Consider the following 13,034-nt stretch of genomic DNA (forward strand, 5'->3'; position numbering starts at 1 on the left):
ATCATGCGCGCAGTTGCCAAGTTTCTTTCCGTGCTGTTGCACCCGTTGTTCATGCCCTTGTACCTGGTGATGCTGATCTTTCAGATAGATCCTCACGTGGCGTTCTTTCTGGCTCCGGAGCACCGGTGGATCATCTTCGGTATGGTCGCGTTGATGACGATCGCCTTCCCACTTACCAGCACGGTACTGCTGTTGCGCACCGGCATTATCAGCAGCTTGCAGATGCCTGAACGCGGCGAGCGTATTCCACCCTATCTACTTACGCTGATCTACTACGGCATGATGTGGTACCTGCTGCAGCGCACACCGCTCCACTGGACCGTTGGCGCGCTCTTCATCGGCATATTCGTCGCGTTGTTATTCACCACGTTGATCACATTAAAATGGAAGATCAGCGCGCACATGGTCGGTATCGGCGGCGTGCTTGGCGCGATCTGTGGATTAACAACACTGCACGGACTTAACACCTTCTTCGTGATCGCCGGGTTGATATTGGTGGCAGGTATACTCGGAACAATGCGCTTGTTGATCACCGATCATACACCTGCGCAGATCTATGCAGGTACCGCCCTTGGCGTCGCGTGTACCTATGCTTCGGTTATCTTCGGGATCGGGTCGTGATCACTTTTTCTGCAGCGCACATTGCCAGGTCCAGGCATCGCGCAAGGCATCATCCAACCCGCGTTCTGCTTTCCAACCCAGCACTTTGCCGCTCTTGCTCGTCTCTGCATAAACGCTTTCCACATCGCCCGGTCTCCGTGGGCCGATCGTGTATGGAATGTTCACACCGGTCACCTTCATGAAGGTGTTCACCACATCAAGTACCGTTATGCCGTTGCCCGTTCCGATGTTGAATACTTCGCATAACGGCGCGGTACGTTCTTCCATCCATTCCAACGCGCGCACATGGGCCCAGGCAAGATCCACCACGTGGATGTAATCGCGCACGCAACTGCCATCCGGTGTTGCGTAATCGTTGCCATGCACAGTTAATTCCTTGCGCATGCCCGCACCTGTTTGCGTAACGAAGGGCACCAGGTTGTTGGGCACACCCAGCGGCAATTCACCAATGGACCCACTCGGGTGTGCACCGATCGGATTGAAATAACGCAACAGCACAGCCTTCAGACCGGGTACCGCAGCGCTTTGATCGCGCAACAATTGTTCGCACACCACTTTGGTGAAGCCATAAGGTGAGTTCGCATTGCGGTCCGGTGCCGCTTCGGTTACCGGCAGTTCCTCCGGTTGACCATAGACCGTACAGCTCGATGAAAACACGATGCGCTCCACACCATGCTTCTTCATTGCACCCAACAGCACCACCAACGAACCCACGTTGTTCCGGTAGTATTTCAAGGGCTCCTTCACACTCTCACCAACCGCTTTATCCGCTGCGAAATGAATGACGCCGAACACTTCTCCTTCTTTTGCGAACACGGCATCCATCGCCGCTGCATCCGTACAATCCACACGGTGGGTGCTAGGTGCTTTGCCCATGATCGCCGCGATCCCTTCCAACGCGCGCTCTTCACTGTTCCGCAGATCATCCACGATCACAGGCGTGTACCCCGCATTGTGCAACTCCACACAGGTATGCGAGCCAATGAACCCTGCCCCTCCGGTTACGATCACTTTTTTCATTCGCTTGCAAAGGTGGAACGAATGCGACCATCCCGATCCGTGATTCGATCAGAATTGCTCAATGGTGATCGTTAGTAGAGCATGGCGCGCTTGTTATCCAGCGTAATGAGCATAGCCTACAAAGGTTCACATACACGCGCCAACTATTCAAGCTATCTTAGTTCAGCGGAACGAGCAGATCATGAACGACAAGAATTCGGTTGATAGGCGATCGGTGTACCTCAACAACCTATGTCGTTGGGGCGGTTCAATTCCGAAAGGTCACCGCTATGGGTCGTTCACTTTTTTGATCCTGACCCTCTTCTTGTTACAACCAACGTTTACGTGCCAAGCCCAACCGCTCTACTCGTGTTGTTTCGAAACCTGCCTATCACTTCCATTCGGTCTACAGTATAGTCCGCACACTATAATTGGCGCCAATGATGGCAATGGCTCCTTGAGCTTGAGCAACGCTGGCACATACCAAGAATTCGATACCTGTTTCTATTTAGTTCAGGTTGATAGTACCGGTAATTCGCTCTGGAGTCGGTCACTGTCTATTCATCCCAGTGAAATCCACGACAGTTCTGAGGGCGACTCCGTGATCACCACTAAATACACTTACCCAACGGATATCATTTCCGACGGTCAATCCGGCTATTACGTGAGTGCGCTGAGGGATTCAGTAACGCGAACGTTTGATCCCGATCTGGGATATTACACTGGAATGGGCTTAAGGTCTTTCGTTCTCTACAAGTTGAATGGGATGGGTGAGCTTGTATGGGCGAGGCGGCCTTCAAACAATGCAACCATGCCGTTGCATAAGGTCGTATTGCATCAAGATCATATTTACGGTCTGGCCTATTCGCGGAACAGTTCGTTCTATTCTCCACTGGACTCTAGTTTCCATGTTACTAAATTGGATACTACCGGAACGCCTATATGGACAAAAAAGGTGCATACATCCGGTATAGTTGGAAACATGGACATCACAATGAATGCCAATTCATTGGTCGCGGTTGCAACCATCAATAATGCAATAAATGCGGTTGCTTTTGATCTTGACGGGAATGTGCAATGGGCGAAGGTGTTCGACTCGGGATATCAGGACAGGCTAGTTGGCGTAGTCCGAATGGGTGATGGATATGCGATCGGGTTGAACCGGGTTGATCTGGCGCCACATCCGATCATGCTCGTAATTGATAGTGCCGGGGAACTGCTAAGTTCTAAGTCATTCATGCGGCATTCGAATTTCAACATTCAGCATTTCATTCCTTATGACAGTAACTCGGTACTGATGTACCAATTGGGTTCAACAATTTCGGGTTCTCCGCCACAAATGTTAGGGCAATCTGATATCTGGATCATTGACCAAAGCAATGATGTTGTTCTGCATGAGCGCGATCATCAATGGGTGATACCGGTAAATTCGTCATATAATAGTTCAGTTGTTCAATTGACCAGGTCCGCATCTGGGCTTCTCTTCCTCTATCGCAAAAGTGCTTTCTTCCAGATCTCCACTTCAACGATGACTTTACCATACATTGTACAAGCTGATAGTATCGGTAATACGTGTGCGCATCGTCCTTCACTTTCTTCGGTTGATTCGGTTTCCATTGAAAGTATCCAGCAGAGTACTATGGGTTTCTCTTTAAATGATATTACGCTGACCAGTCTTAACGACAACACCGTCAATGAACCCTTCCCAATTGTGGTGCATAGCCAATGCACAGGAGGAGTAGGAGTCTCCGAACCAGAACCGGTGCTTCCGCAAGTGCGTGTTTTTCCTGTACCCTTCTCGAATACACTGAACATTACCGCCGAACAGGACCAGGCCTATCAGCTTACCCTTTTTGATGCCTCTTCAAGAACTGTAGATAGTTACCGTTTCCATGGCTCCACAACAGTGAACACCACTGACCTTGACCCCGGTTTATACTTCTATCAGATCTGGTCGGACAATGAGCTTGTGCAAAGTGGGAAGGTTCTAAAGCAGTGATCTCGTGATCATTCTTATCAGAGCAGGTTCAGTGCTGCATGTGCCCGGATCGTAAAGCTTAGTTCTTACTAAACTGAGTGGATCATGCGTGTGAGCAACCGATCTCATTCAGTCAAATGAACCCTATTTTCGCATCAACTTAGAAAACACATGTTGGAAAAATTCCTCGCTATGTACCCTCCGGATGCAGGCTGCATTCCTTTGGAGCAATCAGTGGTCGATGCGTTGGCTCCTTCGGTTACGCCGGAAGTATTGGCGCTTTGGCAAAACGGTGTTGGAACCTATGGGAATGGCTTGTTGCAAGTGGTGGACCCCATCAAATATGAGCCAGCGATCTACCCGTATATCATGCGCGACGAAAAGAAGCGTTATGTGCCGTTGATCCTCACTGCGTTCGGCAGCCTGTACTATCTGCGCCAATTGAACAATCCGAATACGCCCATGTACCCGCATGACATAACGTTGTTGGATCCGCAGACCGGCTATGCGAAGCACATTCTATTCGAGGTGGATGAGTTCTTCAGCGATCACCTGCAAAAGGACAGCACCCGCCAAGATGAACTGCAACTCGATGCATTCCAAAAAGCCATGGCGGCCGGTGTGCCGCCACCTACGCGCGATCAGATGTTATGTCACACACCCATGCGCGCACTTGGTGGCGATGGTGACCCCACCCGATGCACCCTTGGCGATGCGTTGGTCCACTGGGATATGCTCCGGCAAATCTGAAACGCCGCAGGTTGAGCGTGTTCTCTTCACCCTGGAAAAATGTGCAGGTGCTATCACGCTTTAGATCTAGGATAGTAGAGAATGTTGGTAAGCGGATCAGCAAAAGCGACGCGACATTGTATGGTCGCAAAAACTATCAGATGATCGACGGCTATTGGCTCTTCGTGAACCCGATCATTCTTGGAAAAGGCATTCCATTGTTCACGGGTATCAAGGACAGAACGAAACTGAAGCTGGTGACCACGCACCGATTCGAGTGCGGTGTAACCGAACTGAATTATATCGTAGATAGACCGTAGCAAATTGCTTTTCTCTCACTGCAGAACCGTAGCGCATGTAGAGTTCGCCGTGGCGTAAACCGAAGTACTAAAGCAATAACAACTTCACCACGCGCTCTTCGCTCGAACTCGTCACCTTCAAGTAGTACACGCCACCGGTTAGGCTGTTGAGGTCCAATGCTAGCGACCCAATTCCTTTGTCGGAATAGACCATTCTGCCCGTTGCATCCAACACGGTTACTGTTGAAGTGTGATCGGCTGGTAGTTCTACGGTGATCGTTCCGTGGCTTGGGTTGGGATAAACGGTGAGCGTGTTCAGTGCAACACGTTCTTCAACAGAAACCCTATTGAAGAACTCAATGGATGCGACAACCGGCAAATGGTCCGCGGCATAATAGAGCGCATCGGCCATGGTCTGGCTTACGGATGCGTTCGGCATCGCATTGATGCTCTGGTTGTAATGTTGCCCATCGTTACCAACGGCCCAGGTGCTGTTCGTTACATAGGTCACGCCATTTGTGGCTAGCAAATTTGGCGAGAAGAGGATCATGTCGAACCGATCGTCCATAGCGCCGGATGCGCCTCCGCCGAACGCGGTGCTGCGTGTGCTTTGGGTGTGGTGGGGTGCGTAGTTCGCATTGTTCCATATTCCGGATAACACGATGGGATCGATGAAATAACCGCTCCCCGTAGTGGACAACAACCGTTGATAGGCCGGTTCATTGGAACCATAGGTATTGAAATCGCCACATACGATGAAGTAGGAATCCGCTGGCAACTGATCGGTGACCTGACGCAAGGCATTCACCTCGTTCAAGCGCATGTCCTGATTGTCCGAACCCGAGCTGGATTTCAAATGCACGGAGAACACCCGCAGCGTATCGCCGGAGGCCAAATGCACCAACACGAATTGTGAAATATCGCGCAGGTCCGTTTGAATGGGGATGTTGGCTACGGCCTCGAATACAGTAGCATTATAGTACAACGCATTGTCCGTACCGAAGCCATCAACGAACGGTGCCATCGCCATGCTGCCGCCCAGCACCGCACTCTGAAAGAACGCTGCAGCAGGCTCCTCCTCTACCTCCTGCACAACCAGAATATCCGGCTGTAGCGAATCCACGACCGTCTGAAAATAGACGACCCTGTCCTGAGACGCCGTAGAAAAGTTGAGTGCGTTCCAGGTCATTATCCGTGCCGGTTGCGCGAAGACTAAAAGACCAAGCAAGCAGCATACACTGGTGAATGATAAGCGTTTCATACAGCGTAAAGGTCCGGCTTTTAATAAAGGCGTGCCGTCGCTGCGCATGAAACAACGAACAAAGCCCCCCGCCTAACGGCGGGAGGCTTCATGCTATTATTGAATGTCCTGTTCGGTCTACTCACCAGCAAGAGCGGCCATGGTCTCAACCGGGATCATCTTGCGGTCGTGCTTTACTTTCATTAGGCCCGAACCATTCAGGAAGGTAATGGCTCCTACCGGACCAGCGTACTCAAGGCCGCGGTGAATGTCGTTTGCTTCAAGGATCACATCGAAATCCACTTTTTGGTTGGCTTTCTGGGCGTCTTTGGTGTTCAATGCGTTGCGGGTATCAACATCAACAGACTTGGTGATGAAGCCGGGCTTGTAAAAGATCAAACGGGCTTTCACATTCACAGGAACATGGAACTCGAAACGACCGTTCGGCTGCACCTTGGCGAACATGCACTCGGAATCTCCCAACTCAACTGCAAGAACTACATCCTGTGCATCCAGGGTATCCATGTGCAACCATCCTGTTAGTACCAACTTATCCGTGGTGGTCTCGTTGCCTGGTGCTGCGAAGAGTCCGATACCGATCAGTGCGCAAAGACCAGTAAGGAGAGCAGAGAGGAAGAGGTTGGTGGCTTGCTTTTTCATTGTGGGGAGTGTGTTTGACATTGACGTTACAAATGTCCGGGCCTGCTCCACCTCCTACAATACCCACATGTGGGGAAACTCGGTTCTATTGGTTGAATTGATACGGCATGACTCGTAGTGAAATGGGTTGATGTCTTTCCGGCTTCGAGGGCGCAGGGTCGTCGCCAGAGCGCGACAGACCTGGCGGTGGTTTGTCTACGTGGGCTAAGGTTCACCTTGCAGGGGCTTAAGGTTTGTCTGCGTGGGCTACGGCTTGGTCTCACCCTGCGGTGGTTTAATGTTGCTTGTTAGGGACAGGTTTTTGTGGTTTTTGTTGGGGTTTGCGCCTTGAAGTGATCCGGGCCGTACCGCTGTTCGTGGTTCCGCTTTGCTTGCATTGTGCGGTTGTCAATGGCACGAATTACAAACTCGGACCAACAGGGGAAATTTAGGCTTGGTCAGGAAATAAGCGCGATGGTTCGGATTCATTCACAAACGATTCATCAACGTAATAATCGAATAAGTTAACGCCGCAAAAAGGACAATGTGCAATATTCAGAGTAGGGGTAAACTCTGCGGTACCGTCATATCCTGGAGTGATGAAGAAACGATATGGCTTGGTCTTGTCCATAAGATACTTCGGATTCATCTGTACAATCCTAATATTCAGACCAGACTCGCTATTTACAGTTGCCCTTAGACGAAATCTGTCGCAACAGTATGGCTGCTTGCTACTTTCCATGATTACTCCAATCCGCTTAGTATGGTCTTTCTCGTGAGTTGATCCAGATTAACAACGCCCCTTTGCGTATTGACTATTCTAAAACTGGTTAGCAATTCCTCCAAAAGCCCCTCGTTGAATAATTTGTTATACGCCGTAATCGGTATCTTACAAACCTCCGCCGGGTCTGTCCGGGTTTTGGCGGACGACCCGGCGCTTCAGTGACATAAATGAAAAGCTTTGCATTTCGTTGTCCGATCAGTTGCAAGGTATATACCTTAAGAGATGAATGGTTCTGAAACGGGTTTCCGTCATCCTGGCTCCGAGACCGAGACTGCGGGTCGAGCCCGCAGTGACGGTGTGGCTAGCAGTGACGGTTTCGTGTGCGTTGACTCTTCCTGAATACATCCATTCCGCACTTCTCAACTTCGATCACCATCTTCACGCCGTCGTACCATGCGATCGATCCTGCGCTCTCGTTCTTGGCTTGCAATCCTCACGGTAATGATCTGCACCGTGGTGCTTTCGGTGAATGGACTGTGGATCGGCAAGAACGGCGATGGATGGAAAGACACCATCCGCAGTGACGCAAAGGGCTATTACAGTTACCTCACAGCGGCCTTTTTGCGGAACGACCTAGGCAATGAACCGTTCGCATACGAATACGTGCAGCGCACACCCAACGGCACCTTGAACAAGTATTTCTGCGGCACCGCGATCGCCATGGCGCCGTGGTTCGCCGTTGGTCATGGGCTGGCATTGCTGGATGATACCGCTCCACGCGATGGCTACAGCGCCTACGAAATGAAAGCCATCAGCATCGGCGGATGGGTGTATTACTTGCTGGGCCTGTTGGCCTTGCGTGCGTTGTTCCGGCGCTTGAGTGTGCGCGAGAGGGTCATTGCCTGGCTGATCCTTGGTCTCGGGTTCGCCACGCCGCTGCTACAGTACGTGGCCATACAACCGGGCTGGTCCCACGTGTATTCGTTCTGTGCCATCAGTGTGTTCCTGCTCCTGGTGCATAAGTTGGCCTGTAGCGAAGGACTGCGCTGGGCCTTACCAGCGGCCGCACTTTTCGGACTGATCATCTTGATACGACCCGTGAACGGCTTGGTGCTTCTGGCCATACCGATCGTGGCAGGATCGAATACCGTAATGCTCATTGCTCGGTTGGTGCAGCGTTGGTACGTGTTGTTGCTTGCCGTACTGATCATCTTGCTGACCGTTGGGCTGCAACCCGTTCTCTGGCATGCGCAGACCGGCCGTTGGTTCGAATGGGGGTACCGCAATGAAGGGTTCTATTGGGATAGGCCGATGGTCTACGAAGTACTGATCGGGATCCGGCGCGGGTTATTTGTTTGGTCGCCGTTCCTATTGCTGGCTGCTGGTTCGGCGTTCCTGTTATGGCGCACGGATCGCATCCGATCAGGGTTCACCGTGTTGTACTGGATAGTGAATACCTACGTGATCAGTTGCTGGTGGATCTGGTATTACGGCAGTGGTTTCGCCAGTCGGGTGTACATTGACCACTACCCCGTTCTGTTGATCCCAGCAGCATGGCTCCTGCAACGCGCTGCACCACGATGGTGGACAGCCGCACGCGTTTTCATCGTGGCCTGCATTGGACTGTTCCTCTTCCAATACTGGCAATACAGGAACGACATCATCCACCATGAACACATGGATGCAGCCAAGTATGCCTACACCTTTCTGAAGACCGATGACGCGTATCGTTTCAGCCTCGGCGGCCGTTCTGAAGAAGCGCCGTACCACCCCAATGGGCTGGAGCTTGTGTTAACGGAAAGCACCGACCTTGAACGACCAACGCGCTACTGGACAGGTGGACATTTGGAGCGGATGGACCATGCGTTCAGCAAAGACAGTGTGTGCGTATTCGATGTACACAGGGATTACGGCACATCATTCACCGCACCGGCCGGTATCATTCCGCCCGGTCGCGAGGTCTATCTGAAAGTAGGTTTCATGCGCTATGAGGTTCTTGCTGGCGAAGCATCCAAAGCACTCTGCGTGACCCGTGTTTCCCATGCTGATGGAACACAAGGTTTTTACAATTCGTTCCGCATGGAGCCTATGACCGGCCTCACGGACAGTACCTGGAAAGCAATTGACCTGCGGATACCCGTACCCGAAATGCAGGAAGGAGATGCGCTCCATTTCTACCTCTGGAACCAGAACGGAGAAGGAAGGTTCCAGATCGATGACCTGATGATGCGTGTGTACGCCGTGCGGCCGTGATGCGGACGTTGCATGTGCACGCCGAATCGGAATGTTGTGGGCCCAGCAGGACTTGAACCTGCGACCAAGGGATTATGAGTCCCCTGCTCTGACCACTGAGCTATGGGCCCGAATTCAGGGCCGCAAAAGTAGGCGCTATTTTCGCCCGTTGAAAAAATGAAGTACGAAACGATCCTTCTGGACCTCGGCGGCGTGTTGATCGACGTGGATTACCACGCTGCTGCCAATGCGTTCAAGGCCTTGGGGTACACGGATTTCGAGGCGCTTTACAGCAAGGCACAACAGGACCATTTGTTCGATGGATTCGAGACGGGTGAACTAAGCCCCGCTGCATTCCGCGACCGGATCCGCCAGCTCCACTCCTCCGGACTTACCGATGCACAGATCGATCAATGCTGGAATGCCATGTTGGGCTCCGTTCCTCCAGCGCGCCTTTCACTTGTCGCGCAATTGAAAGAACACTATCAAGTGCTGTTATTGAGCAATACCAATGCGATCCACGTACCGGCGTTCGAAGCGATCATTGCGCGGGAGAATGGGATCACCGAGTTCAAGAGCCTGTTCCACGGCGCCTATTACAGCTGCGAAATGCGGCTGCGAAAACCGAATTCCGATGCGTTCCATTTCGTGTTGGACACGCATAGTGCTGATCCTGAACGCACGTTGTTCATCGATGATTCGTTCCACCATGTGGAGGGTGCGCGCAAAGCAGGACTGCATGCGGAGTTTCTGGACCTTGGGAAAGAGGATATTGTGGGGATGGTGGGTAGGTTGGGGTTGCTTGGATAATGGAACGCAGATAACGCGGAAAGAACTGATGAGCCTGATCGTGATATTGAACGATCGTGGGTAGAATGGGGTTGCTTGCGCCTCGCTGAAACACCTGTTGTGTAGCCATAGGCTACATTGATCAATGCGTGTTGCGCGTAGCCACAGGCTACGCGCTGTGGATTGTGCCGGGTGGATCATGATTCGCCCCTACGACGGAAATTGCGTTGCCATTTCCTGGCACAATTCCACCAATACGCCACCGGCGCTTTTCGGGTGGATGAAACACACCAATTTATTGTCCGCGCCACGCTTGGGTTCTTCGCTCAACAGGGTGAACCCTTCTGCCTTCAACCGTGCCATTTCCTCGCGGATATCGGCCACTTCGTATGCAATGTGATGCATGCCTTCACCGCGTTTTTCGATCGCCTTTGCGATGGGTCCATCTTCTTTGGTGCTTTCCAACAACTCGATCTTATTCGGACCTACTTGAAAGAACGAGGTGATCACACCTTCGCTCTCCACGGCCTCCCGTTTGTAGCTCGGGGTTCCCAGCAGTTTCGCATAAAGCTCTTCCGCCTTATCAAGGTCTTTAACGGCAATGCCGATGTGTTCTATTCGGATCATGAGGAAGCATATTGGTCATTGACCTGCACTATACAACGAAGCCTCCCGGTGAGAGAGGCTTCAACTGTGTTGTGAACGATGATCACTTCTTGGTGAAGGTCTCGCCGGTCTTGTTATCGTAGTTGAGGTAATACATATCCCGTTTCAACGTGCTCACATCAACGGTGGTGTCATATCCACGCTTCACGATATTACCGTACTGATCGTAGATCTCGAACAAGGTCGGGGCACTGAAGGTGATCACATCCTTCGGCTTAAGCGGCGACCAGGTTACCGGCATCACGCTTGGGTCCGTATATGCTACGCCTTCGCTGAAACGGGCGCGTTTGGTGAGGTCAGTCTGCTTAACGCGGAACGTATTCTCGCCTGAATGCGGTGTTACTTTGAAGGTGTAAACATTTTCACCCGGTTTACCAACGCCCATTACTTCTCCCACCTTCACCCATTTGTTCCAGCGCTTCTGCTCAATGATATAAGGCAGCTCACCGGTCTCATTGGCGGTGGTCCATGTGTACGTGCCATCACTTCCGATCGATTGCTTGACCATATCGAAGGTGCTCTTGGGCTTCAACACTTCAGGATTCAGAACAACCGGTGTGCAACCATCCTTGTGCTTGATCTTGATCACCACTTTATCGCCCAACTTCATTCCGAAGTTGTTCATATCCACCTCAAAAGCACTGCTATTGATCTCATCCGTAGCGATCTGTTCGTTCACCGTTACCTCGAACACACAAAAACCAACACCGGCTTCGGAGAACGGATTCTGTATGAACAGGTTCTTTCCTTGGAAGTTTCCTTCTAGAACCAGTACACCGGCAAAACTTGGTAGACCAAGCAGCGCGACAAGCAAAACATGAAATAGACGCATAGGGAGTTCTTCTAAACTAACTGCAAGGATACGGGATCCGGAGCATTTTTACCAATGCTTTTGTTGGCAAGCGATCCAGAGGAGGCAAGTACACGATTACGCAAAGTGGAAATACCGCCTTACTCGTGGGCCATTTTAACTCCCGCTAACACCTTGATGTTGAGGTGATTGCCAGAGGGCGGAACAGGGCAGGAATACTTGGCATTATAGGCACAATACGGGTTATAGGCCCGGTTGAAGTCCAAGGCTACATTTTTTTCAAGGGGTCCTTCCAGATCAATGTATCGCCCTCCTCCGTACGTATCATCTCCATTCGTCAGGTCCGTGAACGGAACGAAGTAATAATTGGCGTACTCCTCCTGTTTACCCAATTCCACATTCCGATAGGCGGTCAACTTGTATTTTTTACCGTTGATCTTGAAGGAAAGCCGCCCAACAGTCTGGTAGATCGGCATCCGATCCGTTGAGGTCCGCATACCGAATTCCTTTCCCTTTTTAGCCTTGAACTGCGCGGTGACCGCAAACGTACTGTTCGGCTCAAAACGCTCGAGTTCCGTGAAGTGTGACCGGTCTTCCGCCAACAAGGGTGAGTGCATAGGGTCACTGTACTCCGCATTGATCTCTTCCCAATACGCATTAAGGCCCGTGAGCCATTGTTCGTTGCTGGCCTGAGCTTGCGCACTGAACAGCTTACCAATGAAGAGCAATGCTATGAGCCCGCGTAGCATCATGCTGGGGTCTTGCTACTCACCGCGTTGCTCATACGGGCAACATCGGCTTCATTGAAGCGCCCTTGATCCGCATCACGCACAATGAACGTACGCTCACCTACAGTTACGACCTGCTGGAAATGGATGAACACGAGATCATCATCCGGGAACTGGCTTTTGTAGACGATCTTTTCCGGGGTTTCTTCCAGTACGGTGTTCTGTTGCAGCATACTGCGTTCCAGATCGGCCTTCAACCGTGCCATATCCGCAGGTTCTTCTGAGATCGTAAGTTCGAAATGCTCGCCACCAGATACTTCCATCCGCCCGAATTCCTCATTCCATTTGACCATCGGGGTATCCACGCCTAGCGTTGCTGGATCGCCAAGGTCGACGATCAGCGGCATGTCATACCTACCAAGGTCCACGATCAACCCTTGCGCATTCTCATCAGCAAGCGCTTGGCCATCGGCAACGTCCTTTTTCCCATCGCCACACGCCCCCAACAGGACCATGGAGAGGATCAGTAAACTGTGCTTCATAATGGCGAATATAACGCCAGATCGCATAATCTTATCG

12 protein-coding genes, 1 tRNA gene and 1 pseudogene are annotated in these 13,034 nt (G+C 51.5%); 6 read left to right on the forward strand and 8 right to left on the reverse strand.

Annotated features, from left to right (window positions below):
• Positions 1-3: 3 nt before the first annotated feature.
• The gene (locus IPF95_04035; protein MBK6473865.1) at positions 4-621 is read left to right on the forward strand and encodes a hypothetical protein; all 618 of its coding nucleotides are present in this window, start codon (positions 4-6) and stop codon (positions 619-621) included.
• Here the strand turns inward: IPF95_04035 and galE are convergent, their stop codons facing one another.
• Positions 622-1,641 (reverse strand): UDP-glucose 4-epimerase GalE, encoded by a 1,020-nt coding sequence (gene galE / locus IPF95_04040; GenBank protein MBK6473866.1) that lies wholly within the window; start codon positions 1,639-1,641, stop codon positions 622-624.
• 181 nt (positions 1,642-1,822) lie between these two features.
• On the opposite strand from galE, the gene IPF95_04045 reads away from it, so the two are divergent.
• The 3 genes and pseudogenes from IPF95_04045 to IPF95_04055 all read left to right on the forward strand — a co-directional run bounded on the left by IPF95_04045 (position 1,823) and on the right by IPF95_04055 (position 4,647).
• On the forward strand, positions 1,823-3,619 hold the full coding sequence (locus IPF95_04045; protein ID MBK6473867.1) for a T9SS type A sorting domain-containing protein: 1,797 nt from the start codon (positions 1,823-1,825) through the stop codon (positions 3,617-3,619).
• 150 nt (positions 3,620-3,769) lie between these two features.
• Positions 3,770-4,348 carry a DUF1851 domain-containing protein gene (locus IPF95_04050; protein MBK6473868.1) on the forward strand — a complete coding sequence of 193 codons (579 nt, stop codon included), beginning with the start codon at positions 3,770-3,772 and terminating at the stop codon, positions 4,346-4,348.
• 140 nt (positions 4,349-4,488) lie between these two features.
• A pseudogene (locus IPF95_04055) lies at positions 4,489-4,647 on the forward strand (dihydrofolate reductase).
• A 67-nt stretch (positions 4,648-4,714) separates the two neighbouring features.
• Here the strand turns inward: IPF95_04055 and IPF95_04060 are convergent.
• Positions 4,715-5,815: a T9SS type A sorting domain-containing protein gene (locus IPF95_04060; protein MBK6473869.1), complete on the reverse strand. Its 1,101-nt coding sequence runs from the start codon at positions 5,813-5,815 to the stop codon at positions 4,715-4,717.
• Positions 5,816-6,004: 189 nt separating this feature from the next.
• Complete coding sequence (locus IPF95_04065; GenBank protein ID MBK6473870.1) at positions 6,005-6,526, reverse strand: hypothetical protein; 522 nt, start codon at positions 6,524-6,526, stop codon at positions 6,005-6,007.
• Positions 6,527-7,682: 1,156 nt separating this feature from the next.
• Between IPF95_04065 and IPF95_04070 the strand changes: the two genes are divergently transcribed.
• Complete coding sequence (locus IPF95_04070; protein ID MBK6473871.1) at positions 7,683-9,482, forward strand: hypothetical protein; 1,800 nt, start codon at positions 7,683-7,685, stop codon at positions 9,480-9,482.
• A gap of 37 nt (positions 9,483-9,519) precedes the next feature.
• Here IPF95_04070 and IPF95_04075 read toward each other — a convergent pair.
• Positions 9,520-9,592 (reverse strand) — tRNA-Ile (locus IPF95_04075).
• 46 nt (positions 9,593-9,638) lie between these two features.
• Here IPF95_04075 and IPF95_04080 point away from each other — a divergent pair.
• Positions 9,639-10,271: an HAD family phosphatase gene (locus IPF95_04080; GenBank protein ID MBK6473872.1), complete on the forward strand. Its 633-nt coding sequence runs from the start codon at positions 9,639-9,641 to the stop codon at positions 10,269-10,271.
• A 189-nt stretch (positions 10,272-10,460) separates the two neighbouring features.
• Here IPF95_04080 and mce read toward each other — a convergent pair whose 3' ends face one another.
• The 4 genes from mce to IPF95_04100 form a co-directional block, all read right to left on the reverse strand.
• Positions 10,461-10,877 (reverse strand): methylmalonyl-CoA epimerase, encoded by a 417-nt coding sequence (gene mce, locus IPF95_04085; protein ID MBK6473873.1) that lies wholly within the window; start codon positions 10,875-10,877, stop codon positions 10,461-10,463.
• A gap of 82 nt (positions 10,878-10,959) precedes the next feature.
• Positions 10,960-11,748: a hypothetical protein gene (locus tag IPF95_04090; protein ID MBK6473874.1), complete on the reverse strand. Its 789-nt coding sequence runs from the start codon at positions 11,746-11,748 to the stop codon at positions 10,960-10,962.
• A 119-nt stretch (positions 11,749-11,867) separates the two neighbouring features.
• The gene (locus IPF95_04095) at positions 11,868-12,479 is read right to left on the reverse strand and encodes a DUF1684 domain-containing protein (protein ID MBK6473875.1); all 612 of its coding nucleotides are present in this window, start codon (positions 12,477-12,479) and stop codon (positions 11,868-11,870) included.
• A complete protein-coding gene (locus tag IPF95_04100) occupies positions 12,476-12,997 on the reverse strand; it encodes a hypothetical protein (protein MBK6473876.1) in 522 nt (173 codons plus the stop codon). Before IPF95_04100 ends, IPF95_04095 begins: the two co-directional genes overlap by 4 nt.
• Positions 12,998-13,034 lie beyond the last annotated feature (37 nt).

The organism is Flavobacteriales bacterium (genome assembly GCA_016704485.1).
Lineage (GTDB): Bacteria > Bacteroidota > Bacteroidia > Flavobacteriales_F > PHOS-HE28 > PHOS-HE28.